This window comes from Mycolicibacterium thermoresistibile (genome assembly GCF_900187065.1).
Classification (GTDB): Bacteria; Actinomycetota; Actinomycetes; order Mycobacteriales; family Mycobacteriaceae; genus Mycobacterium; species Mycobacterium thermoresistibile.
In genome coordinates this window covers 4,590,061-4,612,575 of the sequence record NZ_LT906483.1, presented here as the reverse complement: position 1 = coordinate 4,612,575, position 22,515 = coordinate 4,590,061, and the positions used below count along the sequence as shown (strand labels likewise).

13 protein-coding genes are annotated in these 22,515 nt (G+C 69.1%); 12 read left to right on the top strand and 1 reads right to left on the bottom strand.

Features of this window, described 5'->3' with window-relative positions; all coding sequences use genetic code 11:
* Positions 1 to 3: 3 nt before the first annotated feature.
* The 12 genes from CKW28_RS21915 to CKW28_RS21860 all read left to right on the top strand — a co-directional run bounded on the left by CKW28_RS21915 (position 4) and on the right by CKW28_RS21860 (position 19,309).
* Positions 4 to 543: a phosphatase PAP2 family protein gene (locus CKW28_RS21915; RefSeq protein WP_040546465.1), complete on the top strand. Its 540-nt coding sequence runs from the start codon at positions 4 to 6 to the stop codon at positions 541 to 543.
* Entirely contained in the window at positions 540 to 1,460 is a 921-nt protein-coding gene (locus CKW28_RS21910) for a decaprenyl-phosphate phosphoribosyltransferase (protein ID WP_003924833.1), read from the top strand. Before CKW28_RS21915 ends, CKW28_RS21910 begins: the two co-directional genes overlap by 4 nt.
* Positions 1,438 to 3,495, top strand: a complete 2,058-nt coding sequence (gene aftB / locus CKW28_RS21905; protein ID WP_003924832.1) for a terminal beta-(1->2)-arabinofuranosyltransferase — start codon at positions 1,438 to 1,440, stop codon at positions 3,493 to 3,495. The genes CKW28_RS21910 and aftB overlap by 23 nt, the downstream gene beginning before the upstream one ends.
* Before the next feature lie 157 nt (positions 3,496 to 3,652).
* Positions 3,653 to 4,687 (top strand): alpha/beta hydrolase, encoded by a 1,035-nt coding sequence (locus tag CKW28_RS21900; RefSeq protein ID WP_040546454.1) that lies wholly within the window; start codon positions 3,653 to 3,655, stop codon positions 4,685 to 4,687.
* A 201-nt stretch (positions 4,688 to 4,888) separates the two neighbouring features.
* Positions 4,889 to 5,902, top strand: a complete 1,014-nt coding sequence (locus tag CKW28_RS21895) for an esterase family protein (protein WP_003924830.1) — start codon at positions 4,889 to 4,891, stop codon at positions 5,900 to 5,902.
* A gap of 166 nt (positions 5,903 to 6,068) precedes the next feature.
* Entirely contained in the window at positions 6,069 to 6,962 is an 894-nt protein-coding gene (locus CKW28_RS21890) for an alpha/beta hydrolase-fold protein (protein ID WP_003924829.1), read from the top strand.
* Between the two features lie 57 nt (positions 6,963 to 7,019).
* Entirely contained in the window at positions 7,020 to 7,475 is a 456-nt protein-coding gene (locus CKW28_RS21885; RefSeq protein WP_003924828.1) for a hypothetical protein, read from the top strand.
* A 103-nt stretch (positions 7,476 to 7,578) separates the two neighbouring features.
* Positions 7,579 to 8,583, top strand: coding sequence for a carboxylesterase Culp6 (gene culp6 / locus CKW28_RS21880; RefSeq protein WP_003924827.1), 1,005 nt, complete (start codon positions 7,579 to 7,581; stop codon positions 8,581 to 8,583).
* Between the two features lie 223 nt (positions 8,584 to 8,806).
* A complete protein-coding gene (gene fadD32 / locus CKW28_RS21875) occupies positions 8,807 to 10,699 on the top strand; it encodes a long-chain-fatty-acid--AMP ligase FadD32 (RefSeq protein WP_003924826.1) in 1,893 nt (630 codons plus the stop codon).
* Positions 10,700 to 10,755: 56 nt separating this feature from the next.
* Positions 10,756 to 16,359: a polyketide synthase Pks13 gene (gene pks13 / locus CKW28_RS21870; protein ID WP_003924825.1), complete on the top strand. Its 5,604-nt coding sequence runs from the start codon at positions 10,756 to 10,758 to the stop codon at positions 16,357 to 16,359.
* The gene (locus CKW28_RS21865) at positions 16,356 to 17,927 is read left to right on the top strand and encodes an acyl-CoA carboxylase subunit beta (protein WP_003924824.1); all 1,572 of its coding nucleotides are present in this window, start codon (positions 16,356 to 16,358) and stop codon (positions 17,925 to 17,927) included. Before pks13 ends, CKW28_RS21865 begins: the two co-directional genes overlap by 4 nt.
* A 23-nt stretch (positions 17,928 to 17,950) precedes the next feature.
* The gene (locus tag CKW28_RS21860; protein WP_003924823.1) at positions 17,951 to 19,309 is read left to right on the top strand and encodes a serine/threonine-protein kinase; all 1,359 of its coding nucleotides are present in this window, start codon (positions 17,951 to 17,953) and stop codon (positions 19,307 to 19,309) included.
* Here CKW28_RS21860 and CKW28_RS21855 read toward each other — a convergent pair.
* Complete coding sequence (locus CKW28_RS21855) at positions 19,306 to 22,515, bottom strand: arabinosyltransferase domain-containing protein (protein WP_003924822.1); 3,210 nt, start codon at positions 22,513 to 22,515, stop codon at positions 19,306 to 19,308. The two genes, CKW28_RS21860 and CKW28_RS21855, sit on opposite strands and share 4 nt — an antisense overlap.

The window sequence follows — 22,515 nt, the reverse complement described above, 5'->3', positions numbered from 1 at the left end:
CAGATGGCCGAACCGCTGGGGCGCGAGGAAGCCGCCCTCGTCACCATTCAGGCTGCCCTGGCCGGACGGCCCGGCGTGCTGGCCGCGGCCCGGGCGCTGTCGCATTTCGGTGAACACAGCCTCGGCTGGCTCGGGCTGGCCGGCCTCGGCGCCCTGACCCAGCCGGCGCGCCGCCGGTCCTGGCTGGCCGTCGGGGTGGGGGCGTTCGCCGCACATGCGGCCGCCGTGCTGATCAAACGGGTGGTGCGGCGCCGCCGGCCCGAACACGAGGCGATCCGGGTGCACGTCGCAACGCCCAGCCGGCTGAGTTTCCCCTCCGCGCATGCCACCTCGACGACGGCGGCCGCGCTGCTGCTGGCCCGCACCACCGGGTCGGTGCTGCCGCTGCTGCTGATCCCCCCGATGGCGGTGTCGCGGCTGGTGCTCGGCGTGCACTATCCCACCGATGTGCTCACCGGTGTCGCGGTGGGCGCGGCCACCGCCACGGCCGTGGATCTGGTCACCCGCAAGGAGGCTGACGGATTGAGTGAGGCGGACCGATGAGCGAGGAAGCGGCGCCGGTCGCCGGCCCGCCGAAGAACCTGGCCGCCGGAATCGTCAAGGCCGTACGGCCCCGGCAGTGGGTGAAGAACCTGCTGGTGTTCGCCGCCCCGCTGGCGGCGCTGGCCGGTGGCAACATGCCCGACGACCACGTCGGCGTGTTGCTCAGGGTCGGCATGGCGTTCGTGGTGTTCTGCCTGGCCGCCTCCAGCGTCTATCTGGTCAACGACGCCCGCGACGTCGAGGCCGACCGCCAGCACCCCACCAAACGGTTCCGCCCGATCGCCGCCGGAGTGGTGTCCGAACGGCTGGCCTACACGCTGGCGACGGTGCTCGGCGCCGGGTCGTTGCTGCTGTCCTGGCTGGTCACCCCCAACCTGGCGGTGGTGATGGCCATCTACATCGCCGTCCAGCTGGCGTACTGTTTCGGTCTGAAACACCAAGCGGTGCTGGATATCTGCATCGTCTCGTCGGGTTTTCTGATCCGGGCGATCGCCGGTGGTGTGGCGGCGGGCATCTGGCTGTCGCAGTGGTTCCTGCTGGTGATGGCGTTCGGGTCGCTGTTCATGGCGGCCGGTAAGCGCTACGCCGAACTGCAGTTGGCCGAACGCACCGGCGCCAAGATCCGCAAATCCCTGGAGAACTACACCACCACGTATCTGCGGTTCGTGTGGACGATGTCGGCGACGGCGGTGGTGCTGTGCTACGGGCTGTGGGCCTTCGAACCGGATCCCACCCGCACCAGTGTGTGGTTCGTGGTGTCGATGATCCCGTTCACCATCGCAATCCTGCGTTATGCCGTCGACGTGGACAGTGGAATGGCCGGTGAGCCAGAGGAAATCGCGCTTCGCGACCGCGTGCTGCAACTGCTTGCGGTGGCGTGGATCGGGACTGTCGGTGCAGCCGCGTTCTTCAGTTGACCGGGCCGCCGTCGCGGCGGCGCGGCGGCTGGCGGCCTGGCCGCCGTATCCCTACAGCACGTCCGCCCGGATCAGCCTGTGGGCGGGTGTGCTGGTGGTGGCCGGGTTGTTCGGCTACGGCGCCTGGCAGCGCCGGTGGATCGCCGACGACGGGCTGATCGTGCTGCGCACCGTGCGCAATCTGCTGGCCGGGAACGGTCCGGTGTTCAACGCCGGTGAGCGGGTGGAGGCCAACACCTCCACGGTGTGGACGTACCTGAACTATCTCGGCGCCCTGCTGGCCGGACCGGTCCGGCTCGAATACGTGATCCTGGTGCTGGCGTTCGGGCTCAGTGTGCTCGGCGTGATCCTGGCGATGCTGGGCGCCGGCCGGCTGTACGCGCCCGGACTGCAGGGCCGCCCGGCCCTGTTGTTGCCCGCCGGGATCCTCGTCTACATCGCGGTTCCCCCGGCCCGCGACTTCGCCACCTCGGGGCTGGAAAACGGTTTGGTGCTGGCGTATCTCGCCCTGCTGTGGTGGATGATGGTGTGCTGGGCGCAGGCGCCGCGGCGCCGCCCGGCCGGGGCCGGCACAACCCCGAGAACCGCGGCCGCGAACCCCACCGACACCGGTGAGACGGTCGGCGCGGGTTTCCACGCCGCACTGGCCTTCGTCGCCGGGATGAGCGTGCTGGTGCGTCCGGAACTGGCGCTGATCGGCGGGCTGGCACTGATCATGATCCTGATCGCGGCCCGCACCCGGCGGCGGCGCCTGTTGATCGTGGTGGCCGGCGGCCTGGTCCCCGTCGCCTACCAGATCTTCCGGATGGGCTACTACGCCCTGGTGGTGCCGGGCACCGCGGTGGCCAAGGAGGCCGGGGGCGCGAAATGGTCCCAGGGACTGGCGTACCTCACCAATTTCACCTCGCCGTACCTGTTGTGGCTGCCGATGCTGCTGGTGGCCGCGCTCGGCGCGGTGCTGCTGGCCACCCGGCTGCGGCCGTGGCGGCGCCACGCCGTGCCGCGCAACCTGGGCTGGGTGGCCCGCACCCTGCAGAGCCCGCCGGTGGTGGTCGCCTTCTTCGTGGCCGGCGGTGTGCTGCAGGCGATCTACTGGATCCGGCAGGGCGGCGACTTCATGCACGGCCGGGTGCTGTTGACCCCGCTGTTCCTGATCCTGCTGCCGGTCGCGGTGGTTCCGCTGCGACTACCCGGCGGGACGGCCGCGGCCGACAGCGATGAGCGGCGGCGGCACCAGTACGTGCTGGCCGGCGCCACCGGGGTGCTGTGGGTCGCGATCGCGGGCTGGGCGCTGTGGGCGGCGAACTCGCCGGGGATGGGACCGGACGCCACCAAGGTTACCTATTCCGGGATCGTCGACGAGCGGCGGTTCTACGCCCAGGCCACCGGGCACGCGCATCCGCTGACCGCCGCCGACTACCTGGACTATCCGCGGATGCGGGCGGTCCTGGTGACGCTGAACAACACCCCGGAGGGTGCGCTGCTGCTGCCGTCCGGCAACTACGACCAGTGGGATGTGGTGCCGGCGATCCCGCCGCCGCCCGACGCCCCGCCCGAGGCGCGGGATCCGGACAACGCCCCGCACACGGTGTTCTTCACCAACCTCGGCATGCTCGGCATGAACGTGGGCCTCGACGTGCGGGTGATCGACCAGATCGGGCTGGCCAACCCGCTGGCCGCGCACACCGAGCGGGTGGAGGACGGCCGGATCGGCCACGACAAGAACCTGTTCCCGGACTGGGCGGTGGCCGAGGGGCCGTTCCTCAAGACCTACCCGTGGATCCCGTCGTATCTCGACGAGGACTGGGTGGCCCAGGCCGAGGCCGCACTGGCCTGCCCGGCCACCGACGCGAAACTGAACTCGGTGCGCGGCCGGCTGACCCCACGGCTGTTCGTGTCCAATCTGGTGCACGCCCTGGAGTTCACTCGCTACCGCATCGACCGGGTGCCGCGTTACGAACTGCTGCGGTGCGGACTCGAGATGCCGCCACCCAAACAGCCCCCTTACACTGGCCTACCGGCAACGGGCCCGTAACCCGGAAAGCGGGTGTAACGGACGGCGGCAGTCGGTCGATATCCCATCGGGTGTCCATGGGTTTCCTGACACTTGCCACTTGTTGTGCCACGGAGATCGCCGATTCGACGAGGTCGAACGCGGCGCCGGACATACGAATGGATGGTAAGAGCCACAGATGCTGAAAGCCTGGACGGTTCGTGCTGCGCAGATCGGCTTTCGTCGGCTGGTGATCGCCGCAGCCGCGCTGTTGATGCTGCCCCTGTCGGCCCCCGCGTTGGCGATGGTGGCCGGAACTCCCAGCGCACACGCGTTCTCCCGGGAGGGTCTGCCGGTCGAGTACCTCGACGTGTACTCCGCCTCGATGGGCCGCAACATCCGGGTGCAGTTCCAGCCCGCCACTACACCGGGTTCCGACGGCAAAGAGGTGATCGCCGGCGCCCGGGCGGTGTACATGCTCGACGGGATGCGCGCCCGCGACGACTACAACGGCTGGGACATCGAGACCCCGGCCTTCGAATGGTTCTACGACTCCGGTATCGCGGTCGTCATGCCGGTCGGTGGCCAGTCCAGCTTCTACACCGACTGGTATTCGCCGTCGAACTTCAACAAGCAGACCTACACATATAAGTGGGAGACATTTCTCACTCGCGAGCTGCCCGCGTACCTGGCTTCGGAGAAGCAGGTCTCGTCCACCGGCAACGGCGTGGTCGGGCTGTCGATGTCGGGCAGCTCGGCGCTGATCCTGGCGGCCTACTATCCGCAGCAGTTCCGCTACGCCGCCTCGCTGTCGGGCTACCTCAACCCCTCGTCGACATTCATGAAGCAGGCCATCCGGGTCGCGATGCTCGACGCCGGCGGCTACAACGTCGACAACATGTGGGGCCCGCCGTGGAACCAGGCCTGGAAGCGCAACGACCCGGTCGAACAGGTCGAACGCCTGGTCAACAACGGCACCAGGCTGTGGATCTACTGCGCGCCGGGCGGTGAGACCGAGCTCGACGTCAACGCCGATCCGAACCAGTCGTTCAACGCCAACAGCCTGGAGTCGATGGCGATCAACGGCAACAAGAAGTTCCAGGAGAAGTACGTCGCGGCCGGTGGCCGGAACGCCACCTTCAACTTCCCGCCGGCGGGCAACCACTCCTGGCCGTACTGGGCAACCCAGTTGCAGGCCCTCAAACCCGACCTGCTCGCAACCCTCAATGGGTGAGCCGCGGGCGGGAACCGGGTTCGCGCTCCGCACCGGAGAACGGTCTGCGAATCGCTCAGGGAAGCGATCGAGGAATCGATCAGGAAGAGGAACCACACCACCACGTGTGGTTGACTACACCGGGCACTACGGCCATCGGGTCACCAGAGGGGGCCATCAGACAGGTCGGTGCAGATACGACAGATGGGATAAGGAAGCAGTATGAAGTTGGTTGCGAAACTCCGCGGTGCGGCGCGAGCCCTGCCGCGCCGGCTCACGGTGGCGGCCCTGGCGGCCGCTCTGCTACCCGGGCTGGTCGGCGCATTCGGCGGCTCGGCGACTGCGGGGGCGTTCTCGCGCCCGGGTCTGCCGGTCGAGTATCTGATGGTGCCGTCGGCTGCGATGGGCCGGGACATCAAGGTGCAGTTCCAGAGCGGGGGCGAGGGTTCGCCCGGCGTCTACCTGCTCGACGGTCTGCGGGCCCGCGATGACTTCAACGGCTGGGACATCGAGACCGCGGCGTTCGAGTGGTACTACGAGTCCGGTCTGTCGGTGATCATGCCGGTCGGCGGCCAGTCCAGCTTCTATAGCGACTGGTACTCGCCCGCCTGTGGCAACAACGGCTGCCAGACCTACAAGTGGGAGACCTTCCTGACCCAGGAACTGCCCGCCTACCTCGCCTCGAACTACGGCGTGGACCGCAACCGCAACGCCGCCGTCGGCCTGTCGATGGCCGGGTCCGCCGCACTGGTGCTGGCCATCTACTACCCGCAGCAGTTCCAGTACGCGGCGTCGCTGTCGGGCTTCTTGAACCTGTCCGAGGGCTGGTGGCCGATGCTGGTCGGGTTGGCCATGGGTGACGCCGGCGGCTACGACCCCAACGACATGTGGGGCCGCACCGAGGATCCGAACAGCGCCTGGAAGCGCAACGACCCGATGGTCAACATCGACAAGCTGGTCGCCAACAACACCCGCATCTGGGTGTTCTGCGGTGACGGCACCCCGGCCGACATCGGCGCCGGTGTGCCCGAGGGCGACAACTTCAACGCGAAGTTCCTGGAGAGTTTCACCCTGCGGACCAACAAGACCTTCCAGCAGGAGTACATCGCCGCGGGCGGGAAGAACGGTGTGTTCAACTTCCCGGACGCCGGTACCCACAGCTGGGGTTACTGGGGTCAGCAGCTGCAGCAGATGAAGCCGGACATCCAGCGGGTGCTCGGCGTGTCCGCGGCGTGACGGCCACCCGGGGATAGCCCCGGACACAACGACAGACGAACAGCGCCGGCGGCGGCGGTCCCCGTGTGGGGATCGTCGCCGTCGGCCGTTTTGTGCGCACCCGATCACAGCGATGTGGTTCACTACTCCGGGACGGCGGGGCGAGGGACACGACTGAAGGGGACAGATGAACCTGCTCTCGGTGTTTTTCCGGATGATGTGTGCGGCCGTGCTCGCCGCGGTGGGGGTGACGGTCTCGACCGCCACCGCGACGGCCCAGCCGGCGGTCGAACAGCTGATGGTGCCGTCGGCCGCGATGGGCCGCGACATCCCGGTGTCGTTCATGGCGGGCGGTCCGCACGCGGTGGTGCTGCTGGACGCGTTCAACGCCGCGCCGGACGTGAGCAACTGGGTGACCGTCGGCAACGCGATGAACACGCTGGCCGGTAAGGGCATCTCGGTGGTCGCCCCGGCCGGCGGCGCCTGGAGCCTGTACACCAACTGGGAGAACGACGGCAGTAAGCAGTGGGAGACGTTCCTCGCGAACGAGCTGCCGGACTGGCTGGCGGCCAACAAGGGGCTGGCGCCGGGCGGCCACGGCATCGTCGGGGCCTCCCAGGGCGGCACCGCGGCGCTGACGCTGGCCGCTTTCTACCCCAATCGGTACCGCTACGCCGGTTCGATGTCGGGTTTCCTCACCCCGTCGGCGACCGCTCTGAACGGTGCCATCACCGCCGGTCTGCAGCGGTTCGGCGGGGTGGAGACCACCAACATGTGGGGCCTGCCGCAGGCCGGCCGGTGGAAGTGGCGTGACCCCGATGTGCACGCTCAGCTGCTAGTGAACAACAACACCAGGCTGTGGGTGTTCAGCCCGCAAACCCTGACCGCGGCGGACCCGGCCGCCATGATCGGCTACGCCGACCAGGCTCAGGGCAGCAACCGGACGTTCTATGCGCACTATCGCCAGATCGGAGGGCGCAACGGCCACTTCGATTTCCCGACGAGCGGTGATCATGGATGGTCGTCGTGGGGACCGGAGCTGGGCAAGATGTCCGGCGATCTGGTCGCCGCGATCAGATGAGTCCAAGCTGAGATTCAGCTAAGCCGACTTCTGCGGATGAACCGGTACCGTGGAGGCGTGCAACACACGGTGCGGCAGTCGACGGCGGGCCCTGTCTTCGCCCTGGCCCCGGTCGCCATCGCCGCCCTGGTGACCGGGTGCGGGGTGGGCAGTGGCATGATCGCCCCGATGCCCGAACCGACCTCGGCCACGGCTCCGGCCGAACCGGTGCCGCGGCACCCGGACGGCGAATCCCATCTGATCACCATCACCGGTCAACAGCGCGCATATCTGAACGCGGTGCGGGAGGCGGGGCTGCAGCCCTCGGAGGATCTGGTGGCGTTGTCCATCGGCTCGTATGTATGTCAGGCCCGGGCCGCCCGGCTCAGCGAACAGGCGATGTGGGAGTTCGTCTACCCGCTCGTGCGCAACGACATCGGCGACACCCACTCGGCGGCGCTGGTGCCGTCGCGGGCCGATGTCACCGCGGCGACGGCCGAGTACATTCGGATCGCGTCCGAACAGCTCTGCTAGCGCACACGCGGGTCCGGCGGGCCCGGCGCGGGCGTGGCGCGGGCGTGGCGCAGGTCCGAGAAGGTCCGAGAAAGTATCGAAAAGGTGAGGAACGAGAACGACGATGGCCAAGAACAGCCGACGTAAACGGCGCCGCATACTCGCGGTGATCGCCGCGGCGGCGATGGCGTTGGTGGTGTTCCTGGTCGTCCTGATCGTGGTGGTGGTGGTCCGCCGCCCCGAACCGCCGCCCACCGCGATCCCGCCGACGATCGTTCCGCCCACCACCGAGCCCACCAAGAAGCCGCGGCCGGAGTTCCAGGACGCCAGCTGCCCCGACGTGCAGCTGGTGTCGATTCCGGGCACCTGGGAGTCGTCGCCGCGGCTCGACCCGTTCAACCCGGTGGAGTTCCCGATAGCGCTGCTGCTCAACGTCACCAATCCGATCCGGCAGGAGTTCGACAACGGCCGGCTGGAGGTGTACACGGTTCCCTACACCGCGGAGTTCAGCAATCCGTTCGCCGCCGACGGGCAGATGTCCTACAACGACAGCCGGGCCGAGGGCACCAAGGCGGCGGTGCGCGCCATCATCGAGATGAACGAACGCTGCCCGCTGACCAGTTATGTGCTGATCGGCTTCTCGCAGGGCGCGGTCATCGCCGGTGACATCGCCAGCGACATCGGCAACGGGCGCGGCCCGGTGGACGAGGATCTGGTGCTGGGTGTGACGTTGATCGCTGACGGGCGCCGGCAGGCGAACGTCGGGCAGGATCTGCCACCCAACCCGCCTGGGCAGGGTGCGGAGATCACCCTGCACGAGGTGCCCACCCTGTCGTCGCTGGGGCTGGCGATGACCGGCCCGCGGCCCGGCGGTTTCGGCGCGCTGCAGAACCGGACCTTCCAGATCTGCGCCCGCGGCGACCTGATCTGCGCCGCACCGGAGTCGGCGTTCTCGATCGTCAACCTGCCCAGGACGCTGGAGACACTGGCCGGCGGCGCGGGACAACCGGTCCACGCGATGTACGCCACCCCCCAGTTCTGGAACCTCGACGGGCAGTCGGCGACGGAGTGGACACTGAACTGGGCGCGTGATCTGGTCCGGAACGCACCGCATCCGAAACACGGCTGAGATTTGGTGGCCGGGAAGCGGTCGCCTAACATTAAGAGCAATTTAAGAACGGTATTCGGTAACCGGCTTGAGAAGGTCGGTGACCAGCGAAGCCGCAGCGAGGTCCGCACCCCGGTACCATCTTCGGGGTTTGGGGTTGGCGTGGTTTCACCAGCCCGCGCGGCCCCGCTCTGAATATGCAGGACAGGTTGCGTGACGAGCGCGGCTTTGACAGGAGATTGAGATGGCGTTCCACAACCCGTTCATCAAGGACGGACGGATCGAGTTTCCCGACAACGGCAACCTGGTCCGGCACATCGAACGCTGGGCGAAGGTGCGCGGGGACAAGCTCGCCTACCGGTTCCTGGACTTCTCCACCGAGCGCGACGGGGTGGCACGGGATCTGCACTGGGCCGACTTCGGCACGCGGAACCGTGCGGTGGCGGCCCGGCTGCAGCAGGTCACCGAGCCCGGCGACCGGGTGGCCATCCTGTGCCCGCAGAGCCTGGAATACCTGATCTCCTTCTTCGGCACCCTGTACTCGGGCCGCATCGCGGTGCCGCTGTTCGACCCCGGCGAACCCGGCCACGTCGGCCGGCTGCACGCGGTGCTCGACGACTGCAAGCCGGCGGCGGTGCTCACCACCACCGCCGCGGCGGAGGGGGTGCGCAAGTTCTTCCGCACCCGTCCCGCCAAGGAGCGGCCCCGCGTCATCGCCGTCGACGCCGTTCCCGACGAGGTCGGCTCCACCTGGGAGCTCTACACCGACGTCGACGAGAACACCATCGCCTACCTGCAGTACACCTCCGGTTCGACCCGGATCCCGACCGGTGTGCAGATCACCCATCTGAACCTGGCCACCAATGTGGTGCAGGTGATCGAGGCCCTCGAGGGGGAGGAGGGCGACCGTGGTGTCACGTGGCTGCCGTTCTTCCATGACATGGGCCTGATCACGGTGATGCTGTCGCCGATGATCGGCCACTTCGTGACGTTCATGACCCCGGCGGCGTTCGTGCGCCGGCCGGGCCGCTGGATCCGCGAGCTCGCCCGCAAGGAGGGCGACACCGGGATGACCTACTCGGTGGCGCCGAACTTCGCGTTCGACCACGCCGCCGCCCGCGGGGTGCCCAAGGACGGTGAGCCGCCGCTGGATCTGTCCAACGTCAAGGCCATCCTCAACGGCAGCGAGCCGATCTCCGCGGCGACCGTCCGCCGGTTCAACGAGGCGTTCGGGCCGTTCGGCTTCCAGCCGAAGGCCATCAAACCGTCCTACGGGCTGGCCGAGGCGACGCTGTTCGTGTCGACCACGCCGATGGGCGAGCCGCCGAAGATCGTCACCGTCGACCGCGAGGAGCTCAACAACCACCGGTTCGTGCCGGTCCCCGAGGATTCGCCGAACGCGGTGCCGCAGGCCTCGGCCGGCAAGGTCGGTGTCGCGGAATGGGCCGTCATCGTCGACCACGAGACCGCCTCCGAGCTGCCCGACGGCCAGATCGGTGAGATCTGGATCAGCGGACAGAACATGGGCACCGGCTACTGGGGCAAGCCCGAGGAGACCGTCGCGACCTTCCAGAACATCCTGAAGTCGCGTACCGACCCGAGCCACGCCGAGGGCGCCCCCGACGATGCGACCTGGGTGCGCACCGGTGACTACGGCGCCTACTACGACGGCGATCTGTACATCACCGGCCGGGTCAAGGACCTGGTGATCATCGACGGCCGCAACCACTACCCGCAGGACCTGGAGCACTCCGCGCAGGAGGCCACCAAGGCGCTGCGGACCGGCTTCGTCGCCGCCTTCTCGGTGCCGGCCAACCAGCTGCCCAAAGAGGTGTTCGAGAACGCCCACTCGGGCATCAAGTACGACCCGGAGGACACCTCCGAGCAGCTGGTCATCGTCGGCGAACGCGCCCCGGGCGCACACAAGCTCGACATCGGTCCGATCACCGACGACATCCGGGCCGCCATCGCGGTGCGGCACGGTGTCACGGTGCGCGATGTGCTGTTGACGCCGGCCGGCGCCATCCCGCGTACCTCCAGCGGCAAGATCGGCCGCCGGGCCTGCCGCGCCGCTTACCTCGACGGCAGCCTGCGCGCCGGAAAGGTCGCCAATGCGTTCCCGGATGCCACTGACTGACTCGAGGAGTCGGCGGCCGTATCACCTCGACCACCCCGCGGCGGAAGTGACCGTAGATGACTGAGAACCCCAACGATTCGCAACCGCCGGTCACCGGCGACGAGGCCGGCCCGCAGAACCCGGCCGAAGAGGTCCGGCTGGCCGACGTGTTGCCGGCGGACGGTCCGCTGCAGCCGGCGCAGACCGACATGACGGTCGCCGAGATGAAGGACTGGCTGCGCAACTGGATCTCCAACGCGACCGGTCAGCCCGCGGACCGCATCGACGACTCCACCCCGATGGTGGAACTGGGCCTGTCGTCGCGGGACGCGGTCGCGATGGCCAGCGACATCGAGGACCTCACCGGTGTCACGCTGACCGCCACCGTCGCGTTCCGGCATCCGACCATCGAATCGCTGGCCACCGTGATCATCGAGGGTGAGCAGGAGACCGGCGCCGACGACGACGACGCCGACTGGAGCCGCCCGGACGCCGATGAGCGGGCGATCGCGATCGTCGGGCTGTCCACCCGGTTCCCGGGCGAGATGAACACCCCGGCCGAGACGTGGCAGGCGCTGCTGGAGGGCCGTGACGCCATCACCGATCTGCCCGAGGGCCGCTGGTCGGAGTTCCTGTCCGAACCGCGGATCGCCGAACGGGTGGCCAAGGCGGCCACCCGTGGTGGCTATCTGTCCGACATCAAGGGTTTCGACGCCGAGTTCTTCGCGCTGTCGAAGATGGAGGCCGACAACCTCGACCCGCAGCAGCGGATGGCGCTGGAGCTGACCTGGGAGGCGTTGGAGGACGCCCGGATCCCGGCGTCGGAGCTGCGCGGCGAGAACGTCGGGGTGTACATCGGCGCGTCCAACAACGACTACAGCTTCCTGGCGGTCTCCGACCCGACGGTGGCGCACCCGTATGCGATCACCGGCACCGCCAGCTCGATCATCGCCAACCGGGTCAGCTACTTCTTCGACTTCCGCGGCCCGTCGGTGGCGGTGGACACCGCCTGCTCGAGTTCGCTGGTCGCGGTGCACCAGGGTGTGCAGGCGCTGCGCTCCGGGGAGGCCGACGTGGTGGTGGCCGGCGGGGTGAACGCACTGGTCACCCCGATGGTGACGATCGGCTTCGACGAGGTCGGCGGGGTGCTGGCGCCGGACGGCCGGATCAAGTCGTTCTCGTCCGATGCCAACGGCTACTCCCGCTCCGAGGGCGGCGGCATGCTGGTGCTCAAGCGGCTGGCCGACGCCCGCCGCGACGGGGACGAGATCTACGCGATCATCGCCGGCAGCGCGGTCAACCACGACGGCCGGTCCAACGGCATGCTGGCGCCGAACCCGGACGCCCAGGCCGATGTGCTGCGCAAGGCCTACCAGGACGCCGGGATCAACCCGCGCGACGTCGACTACATCGAGGCGCACGGCACCGGCACCATCCTGGGCGACCCGATCGAGGCCGACGCGTTGGGCCGGGTGGTCGGCCGCAACCGGCCGGCGGACCGTCCGGCGCTGCTGGGCGCGGTGAAATCCAATCTGGGCCACCTGGAGTCGGCGGCCGGGGCGGCCAGCCTGGCCAAGGTCTCGCTGGCGCTCAAGCACAACAAGCTGCCGCCGTCGATCAACTTCGCGGGGCCCAATCCGTACATCGACTTCGAGGGCCTGCGGCTGAAGGTCGCCGACACCGTCACTGACTGGCCGCGCTACAGCGGTAAGGCCATCGCCGGGGTGTCCGGCTTCGGATTCGGGGGCGCCAACGCGCATCTGGTGCTGCGCGAGGTGTTGCCCAGCGATCTGGTCGAGCCGGAACCCGCACCGGAACCGGCCGCCGACAAGCCCGCGAAATCCGACGCCGACGCGGTCTACATCGGCGGGGTCCGGGTCGACGCCGATGACCATGACGACGCAGCCGACCATGACGCCGACGGGGCCGAGTACGCCGAGCGCCGCGACCGGATGGACTTCTACGGTGACGACACCTATGTCCCGTCCGACGCGGAACCCGAACTGCCCGGGATGACCGAGGAGGCGCAGCGCCTGCTGGAGGCCGCGCGCGCCGAACTGGAATCCCAGGAACAGTCCAAACCGCTTGTTCCGCTGGCGGTTTCGGCGTTCCTGACTTCGCGGAAGAAGGCCGCCGCGGCGGAGTTGGCCGACTGGATCGACAGCCCGGCGGGCCGGGCGGCCTCGCTGGAGTCGATCGGGCGGTCGCTGTCGCGGCGCAACCACGCCCGCTCCCGGGCGGTGGTGCTGGCGCGCGACCACGACGAGGCGATCAAGGGGTTGCGGGCGCTGGCCGAGGGCAAGCAGCACCCCAGCCTGCTGACCGCCGACGGTCCGGTCGCCAACGGCCCGGTGTGGGTGCTGGCCGGGTTCGGCGCCCAGCACCGCAAGATGGGCAAGAGCCTGTATCTGCGCAACGAGGTGTTCGCCGAGTGGATCAACAAGGTGGACGCGCTGATCCAGGACGAGCGCGGCTACTCGATCCTCGAGCTGATCCTCGACGACTCGGTCGACTACACCGACGCCACCTGCGAGTACCCCATCGAGGTGGTGCAGCTGGTGATCTTCGCCATCCAGATCGCGCTGGGTGAGCTGCTGAGGCATCACGGCGCGAAACCCGCCGCGGTGATCGGGCAGTCGCTCGGTGAGGCGGCGGCCGCCTACTTCTGCGGCGGGCTGTCGCTGGCCGACGCGACCCGCGCCATCTGCTCGCGCAGCCACCTGATGGGTGAGGGCGAGGCGATGCTATTCGGCGAGTACATCCGGCTGATGGCGCTGGTGGAGTACTCCGCCGACGAGATCAAGACGGTGTTCGCCGACTATCCGGACCTGGAGGTGTGCGTCTACGCGGCGCCCACCCAGACCGTGATCGGCGGTCCGCCCGATCAGGTGGACGCGATCATCGCCCGGGCCGAGCAGGAGGGCAAGTTCGCCCGCAAGTTCCAGACCAAGGGCGCCAGCCACACCCAGCAGATGGATCCGCTGCTCGGTGAGCTGGCGGCGGAACTGCAGGGCATCCAGCCGTTGCCGACCACGGTCGGGCTGTACTCGACGGTGCACGAGGGCACCTTCGTGCGACCCGGTTCGGTGGTGCACGACGTGGACTACTGGAAGAAGGGGCTGCGGCACAGCGTCTACTTCACCCAGGGTGTCCGCAACGCCGTCGACAACGGCCACACCACGTTCCTGGAGCTCGCCCCGAACCCGGTGGCGTTGATGCAGGTCGGATTGACCACGGCCGCAGCGGGTCTGCACGATGCGCAGCTGATCGCGACGCTGGCGCGCAAGCAGGACGAGGTCGACTCGATGACGACCGCGATGGCGCACCTGTTCGTGCACGGTCACGATCTGGACATCCGCACGCTGTTCGGCAAGGGCGAGTTCGCCGACATCCCGCCGACCCGGTTCCGCCGCAAGGAACACTGGCTGGACGCGAAGTTCACCGGGGACAGTTCGGTGCTGATGCCGGGCAACCATGTCGCGACGCCGGACGGCCGCCATGTCTGGGAGTACGCGCCCAAGGGTGAGACCGACCTGGCGGCGCTGGTGAAATCGGCTGCCGCGCAGGTGCTTCCGGATGCCAAGCTGGTCGCGTACGAGCAGCGGGCGGTGCCGGCCGAGGGGGCCCGGCTGGTGACCACGCTGACCCGCCATCCCGGTGGCGCGTCGGTGCAGGTGCATGCTCGCATCGACGAGTCGTTCACGCTGGTCTACGACGCGATCGTGACCCGCGGTGATCAGCCCGGCGTGCTGCCGGCCGCCGTCGGGGCCGGTGCGGCCATCGGGGCGCCCCAGGTCGGGTCGGGCGTCGAGGAGGAGCCGGAGGAACAACCCGAGATCCTCACCGACAACCTCACGCAGGGCGCGAATCTCGGTGCGCAGGTGGCGAAGTGGTCGCCGGACTCGGGTGAGACGGTGCGCGACCGGCTGGCGTTGATCGTCGGCGGGGCGATGGGCTACGAGCCCGAGGACCTGCCCTGGGAGGTGCCGCTGATCGAACTCGGGCTGGACTCGCTGATGGCGGTGCGGATCAAGAACCGGGTCGAGTACGACTTCGACCTGCCGCCGATCCAGTTGACCGCGGTGCGCGACGCCAGCCTGCGGGACGTCGAGCAGCTGATCACCTATGCGATCGAGCATCGCGACGAGGTGGATCAACTGGCCGAGGCGCAGAAGGGCAAGACGGCCGAGGAGATCGCCGCCGAGCAGGCCGAGTTGATGGGCGGGGCGTCGACCGTCGCCGAGATCCAGGAGAAGCTCGTCGCCGCGGGACTTGCGGTCGACACCGGACAGGACGGCTCCGAGCAGGCCCCGGACCAGGCCGCAGAGCAGGCCGCCGTGCTGTCCGGAGCGACCGAGGCGACCGCCACCACCGCGGTGGTGGACCCGCAGGCCGAGCCGAGCACCCAGGACGATGCGATCCCGCCCCCGCCGACCGATCCGCGCGGGCCGGTGTCTGATTCGGCGCCCGCGCCGGTTGCGAACATCCCGCCGCCGCCCACGGATCCGAGCGGACCGAACAAGCCGCCGGCCGCGGAGCGCCGAGTGCTCACCCAGGAGGCGGTGACCGAGGCGCTCGGCGCCGACGTGCCGCCGCGGGACGCCGCGGAACGGGTCACGTTCGCGACCTGGGCGATCGTCACCGGAAAGTCGCCGGGCGGCATCTTCAACGAGCTGCCCGCCATCGACGACGCGACCGCGGCCAAGATCGCCGAACGGCTCACCGAGCGCGTCGACGAGGGCACCATCAGCGCCGAGGACGTCAAGGCCGCCAAGACCATCGAGGAACTCGGCACCACCGTGCGCGAATACCTCGAGGGCGGCAAGGTGGACGGGTTCGTCCGCACCATCCGCGCCCCGCAGGAGGGCTCGGATCGGTTGCCGGTGTTCGTGTTCCACCCCGCGGGCGGATCCACCGTGGTGTACGAGCCGCTGCTGAACAGGCTGCCGCCGGACACCCCGATGTACGGCTTCGAACGGGTCGAGGGTTCGATCGAGGAACGGGCCCGCCAGTACGTGCCGAAGCTGTTGGAGCTCAACGGCTGGATCGACGGCCGACGGGGCGAGCCGTTCATCCTGGCCGGCTGGTCGCTGGGCGGGGTGCTGGCCTACGCCTGCGCGATCGGGCTGAAGCAGGCCGGCGCCGACGTCCGGTTCGTCGGCCTCATCGACGCGGTCCGCGCCGGTGAGGAGGTGCCGCAGACCAAGGAGGAGACCCGGGCCCGCTGGGAGCGGTACGCCCGGTTCGCCGAGCGCACCTTCAACGTCGAGATCCCGGAGATCCCGTACGAGCAGCTCGAGGAGCTCGACGACGAGGGTCAGGTGCAGCTGGTGCTGGACGCGATCGCCGAGAGCGGGGTGCAGATCCCGGGCGGCATCATCGAGCATCAGCGCACCTCGTACCTGGACAACCGGATGATCGACACCGCCGAGATCCAGCCGTACGACGGACATGTGACCCTGTACATGGCCGACCGCTACCACGACGACGCGATCTACTTCGAGCCGCGCTACGCCATCCGGCAGCCCGACGGCGGCTGGGGTGAGTACGTCTCGGATCTGGAGATCGTGCACATCGGCGGCGAGCACATCCAGGTGATCGACGAGCCGTACATCGCGAAGGTCGGCGCGCACATGAGCGAGGCCATCAACCGCATCGAGGCGGAGGAGCAAGTCAAGTGAGTCAAGAGTCCGGTCTTCGCCCGCCGAAGACGACCGCCGAACAACTCGCCGAACTCCGGGAGAAGCTGGAGCAGGCCAAGGAACCCGGCGGCGCGAAGGCGGCGGCGAAGCGGGACGCCAAGGGTATTCCCAGCCCGCGGGCACGGATCCACGCGCTGCTCGATCCGGGCAGCTTCGTGGAGATCGGGATGCTCGCCAAGACCCCCGGAGACCCCAACGCGCTGTACGGCGACGGGGTGGTCACCGGGCACGGCACCATCGACGGCCGGCCGGTCGGGGTGTTCAGCCACGATCAGACGGTGTTCGGCGGATCGGTCGGGGAGATGTTCGGCCGCAAGGTGTCGCGGCTGATGGAGTGGGTGGCCATGGTCGGCTGCCCGATCATCGGCATCAACGACTCCGGCGGTGCGCGCATCCAGGACCTGGCGACCTCGCTGGCCTGGTACGCCGAACTGGGCCGGCGCCATGAGCTGCTGAGCGGTCTGGTCCCGCAGATCTCCATCATCCTCGGCAAATGCGCCGGGGGAGCGGTGTATTCGCCGATCCAGACCGACCTGATCGTCGCGGTGCGGGATCAGGGCTACATGTTCGTCACCGGGCCGGACGTCATCAAGGACGTCACCGGTGAGGAGGTCACCCTCGACGAGCTCGGCGGCGCCGACGCGCAGGCCCGGTACGGCAACATCCACACCGTCGTCAATTCGGAGAAGGAGGCCTTCCAGTACGTCCGGGACTATCTGGGCTTCCTGCCGGCCAACACCTTCGACGACGCGCCGATCGTCAACCCCGGCCTGGAACCCGAGATCACCCCGCACGATCTGGAGCTGGACTCGATCGTCCCGGACAACGACAACACCGCCTACGACATGCACGAGATCCTGCTGCGGATCTTCGACGACGGCGACTTCCTCGAGGTCGCCGGGCAGGCGGGGCAGGCGATCATCACCGGCTTCGCGCGGGTGGACGGCCGACCGGTCGGCGTGGTCGCCAACCAGCCGATGGTGCTGTCCGGGGCGATCGACAACGAGGCCTCCGACAAGGCGGCCCGGTTCGTGCGGTTCTGCGACGCGTTCAACACCCCGCTGGTGTTCGTGGTGGACACCCCGGGCTTCCTGCCCGGTGTGGAGCAGGAGAAGAACGGCATCATCAAACGCGGCGGCCGGTTCCTCTACGCCGTGGTGGAGGCCGACGTGCCGAAGGTGACCATCACCGTGCGCAAGTCCTACGGCGGCGCCTACGCGGTGATGGGCTCCAAGCAGCTCACCTCGGACTTCAACTTCCTGTGGCCGACCGCGCGCATCGCGGTGATCGGCGCCGAGGGAGCCGCCCAGCTGATCATGAAGCGGTTCCCGGACCCGAACGCGCCGGAGGTGCAGGAGATCCGCCGGCAGTTCATCGAGGGGTACAACCGCGACATGGCGACGCCGTACGTGGCCGCCGAGCGCGGGTACGTCGACGCGGTGATCGAACCGCACGAGACCCGGCTGAAGCTGCGCAGCGCGATGCGGTTGCTCCGGGACAAGCAGATCCAGCGGGTGCAGCGTAAGCACGGCCTGATCCCGATCTGAGTCGTCGGTTACCATCGGGGGCGATGCCGCTCGCCGACGGCCAACAGTTCGCCGAGTACACGATCCTGCGGCGATTGGGTGCCGGAGGTATGGGCGAGGTGTATCTGGCCCGGCATCCGCGGCTGCCCCGCAACGATGCGCTGAAGGTGCTGTCGGCCGAGGTCAGCGCGGACGACGAGTACCGGCGCCGGTTCGAGCAGGAAGCCGACATCGCGGCCACGCTGTGGCATCCGCACATCGTCGCGGTGCACGACCGCGGTGAATACGACGGTCAGCTGTGGATCGCGATGGACCATGTGGACGGCACCGATGTCGGCCGGCTGCTCGGCGAACAGTATCCGAACGGGATGCCACCCGATGCGGTGATCCGCATCATCACCGCCGTCGCCGACGCCCTGGACCATGCGCATTCCCGCAATCTGCTGCACCGCGACGTGAAACCGGCGAACATCCTGCTCGCCGCCGGAGACGGGGAGCAGGGCGCCGAGCGGGTGCTGTTGGCCGATTTCGGCATCGCCCGCTGGATCGACCGGAGCAGCGGGCTGACCGAGACGGACATGACCGTCGGGACGGTGGCCTACGCCGCGCCGGAGCAGTTGCGGGCTGCGGACATCGACGGGCGTGCCGACCAATATGCCCTGGCGGCCACCGCTTTTCAGCTGATGACCGGTGCACCGCCGTTTCAGCACAGCAATCCGGCGGTGGTCATCAGCCAGCATCTGACGGCCGAACCGCCGCCGATCGGCGACCGCCGGCCCGAACTGGCCGACCTGGATCCGGTGTTCGCCAAGGCGCTGGCGAAGGATCCGACCGACCGCTATGACCGCTGCATCGACTTCGCCCGCGCTCTGGAACACCGGTACGGCAGCGTCGACCGGGTCGGTGCCGAGGACCCCACCCGGTTGGCGCTACCGGCCGCCGGCAAGGGCCGCCGCGGGCGCAGGCCCGTCATCGCCGCGGCCGCGGGGCTGCTGGTGATCGCCGGGGCGGCCGGGACCTTCCTGGTGCTGCGCGGCGACGGCCACGAACCTGACAGCGACCGGCCCGCCCCCGCCTCACCACCGCCGGCGGCCCCCGGTGAGCCTGCGTTGCCGGTGGTGGTGGTCGGTGCGGACTGCGCCACTCTGGGCGCGGCCGGGATCACCGAGGACGGCACGCAGGCGTACTGTGCGCACCTACCGTCGGTCGACGCCGACATCTGGTCGCTGTATCCGGGCCGGATCTCGCATCCCACCGTCACCCGCGATCCGGGTGCACAGCCGTTGCCGGCCGATGAGGAGGCGCCGGTGCTGGTGTGCGTGGAGCAGACCGGACAGTCGCAGATGGAGTGCCACGAGGACATCCAGGACGCCAACGAATCCGGCCAGACCCCTGCCGCCTAGGGCTTGATCCGGATCTCCCCGGGCGACCACAGCCCGCTGCGGGTGGCGCTGCCGAGGTCGATGCGCGCCGGTTCGGCGTCGACGATCGTCTCGAACCTGCGCAGCGAACCCCAGTCCCGGCCCCAGTCGCGGGACAGGTAGGTGGCCATCACGTGGGCGCGCAGCAGCAGGTCGCTGATGCCGAGCAGCCCGCCGTTGACGCCGTCCTGCCAGGTGTCGGTGTCGAGCCGTTTGGCGTTGTAGTCCGGGGTGATCCGGAACTTCGGAACCTCGGTGACGCCGTTGGCGTGCAGCATCGGCTGCTGGCACGGGAACGCCAACCCGACCGCCCAGTCCATCAGCACCGGCTGTTCGGAGCCGACGTACTCCTGCACCGACTGCAACTCCGGCACGCGCGGCGGGGTCACCGCCACCCAGTCCCCCTGGGTGAGCGACAGATCCTCGACCACCAGCCGGATCGCGACAGCGTCGTCGGGGATCTCGGCGCGGTCGAACCGCAGGTTCCGCCACGACGGGATCGGCCCCAGGTCATAGGGTTCCAGTCGGCCTTCCGGCACCAGTGTGCCGTCGGGTCCGCGCCGGGCCCACTCCAGCTGCACCGTCTGACCCTCGGTGCGGCCGTTGAACACGCTGTAGCCGGTGATCGTTCCGGCGGCGGTCACCACCACCAGCGGATGCGCGTCATCGCGTGCGGGCAGTTCGTACCATGCGGAGGTCAACCGGCTCTGCTGCTGCGGGCCTTCCACATAGCTGCCGGCCACCGGTACCCGGGCCGGGTCCAGGCCGTAGGGCAGCCGGACGATCGACCCGTTGACCCCCGGGGTGTCCAGCCGGCGCGGGGCGTCCCAGTCGTAGTCGGTGCCCGGCCGCGGCAGGTTCAGCCGGATCGCCTCGGCCACGATGCGGTCCGGCACCCCGTTGGCGGTGAACCCGACCGGGTCCACCCCGCCGAGCGGGCCCAGCGGGCCCCACGACTCGCCGGCCGGCGGGTCGAGCGGGGTCAGGAAACCCTCATTGGGGTCCGGTTCCACCAGCACGTCGTCGGCCAGCGCGCAGCCGCCGGCGAGCGCACGGATGTTGGCCCACGCGTTGGAGTAGGTCGGGTACTGGCGCACCACGCCGGTGAGCATCGAGGCGACGAACACCACCACCATGAAGCCTGCGACCACCGGGATCGGCGCGGTGGTCAGTGCCCGCACGACGCGGTTCTCGCCGCGGTCGCGGGGCGCGAAGTGCAACCAGAACGCATAGCAGGCCGCGATGACGAACAGCGCGAAGAACATCGCGCTGACCGGGATTCCGGCGATCTCCGGCATGTCGTTGTTGAACGGCACGCCGAAGCTCGACACATACCACCAGCCGTTGGTGGTGGCCCAGCACAGCGCCAGCATGAACAGCAGCGCGGCCAAAAACGCCATCCGGTTGCGGGCCCAGCGCAGCACCGCCGGGGACACCAGCACGGTGGCCACCGCCGCCATCGCGGCCCCGACCGCCGCGAACAGCCCGAAGTGGTGCACCCACTTGGTCGGGGTGAACATCAACACGAACACGGTGGCGAACAGGATCCCGATCAACCGCCACACCGGGCCGCGGGCCACCCCGGGAACCCGCTTGCGCCGCAACATGATGAAGATCGACACGAACAGCGACAGCGCGGTGATGAGGAATCCGAACCGCCGCGACAGCGACCCGTCGACCGTCGGCAGGATCAGGTAGTAGTAGCGCAGGTTCTCGGTGTACCACTCCTGGCTCGGGCCGATGTCGGTGCGGATCCGGGTGGCCTCCAGCACGGTCGCCAGGGTCTGGTCGGCGAAAACCACTGTGAGCACGACCGTTCCGGCGGCCAGCAGCGGCGCCACCAGCGGCCAGGTGCCGACCAGCCGGCGGCGGCGCATCACAATCCGCAGGATCGGGCGGCCACCGGCGATCAGCGCGGCCACCGCGATCAGCCCGGTGGGCTGGATGCCCAGGGTGAATGCGGCGGTGACGATCGCCAGCGCGAACGGGGTCAGCCGTCCGGAGATGATCGCCCGCTCGATCAGCACGTAGGTGATCAGCGCGCCGGTGGCGATCTGCCCCTCCGGGCGCAGCCCGTTGTTGAACGGCATCCACGCCGCCAGCAGCACCAGCGCCGCCGCCCACAGTGCCGGACGGCTGGCCACCACCGCCGGGCCGAGCCGGGGCAGCACCTCCCGGGACAGCAACAGCCAGCAGATCAGGCCGCACACCAGGTCGGGCAGCCGTATCCAGATGCTCGCGGTGCTGACCTGCGTCATCAACGCCAGCAGGTTGTAGTACCAGCCGAACGGGTCCTCGGGGCTGCCGAACCAGCGGAAGTAGTTCGACATGTAGCCGGCGTGTTCGGCGACCCGGGCCATCCCGAGGATGTAGCCGTCGTCGGAGGAGTTGGCGCCGATGACGTGCCACAGCACGAACGCGGACACCACGGTGCCGTCGGCCAGGGTGAAGGTCCGCCACCGCTCCGGGATCCACCGCTGCATGCGGCGGCCGTCGAGCCGGTCCAGCTGCCACAACGCCAGCACCGACAGCACCGTCGAGGCGATGGCCAGCAGGATCGCCGCCAGCTTCAGCGGTGTCGGCGTGGTGGTGAACCGGGTGTCGATGGTGGCCGACAGCGACAGGCCCGGCGGCGCCGGTCCGGTCAGATCGGTGAACACGCCGACGATCTGGGGCCGCAGGTTCGGATCGGCGAATCCGCTGCGCAGATCCTCGCCGTCGGCGCCGTCGTCACCGGTCAACCCCACGAAGGTGGCCCAGGTGCCGTCGATCGACGAGGTGATCTCGATCCGCGAGCACCCCGGCGTGCCCGCGGCCCCGGTCACCCGGTCCCGCTCCACGCTGGCGATCACCACGTTGCGGTCGGTGATGTCGACCCGGTCGTCGGTGACGTTGACGAACAACCCCTGAAGGGCGGCCTCCTTGCCCTCCTTCGGTGCGGTGCCCAGCACCATGCCGCCGTCGGCGGGCATCGCGGCGATCAGGTCGCACGGCACGGTCACCGACATCTCCACCGGCGCCTGGGAGATCAGCGGCGCGGTGACGTTGGCCAGCCGGCCGTCCTGCGGCCAGTTCAGGGTGGCGGTGGTCTGGGTGACCGGCAACAGCGGGGTCGCCACCGCCAGCAGGAATCCGAGGAGTCCGGTGATGATGGCGACCCACCGGGTGGTCCGTACGTTCTTGCTCAT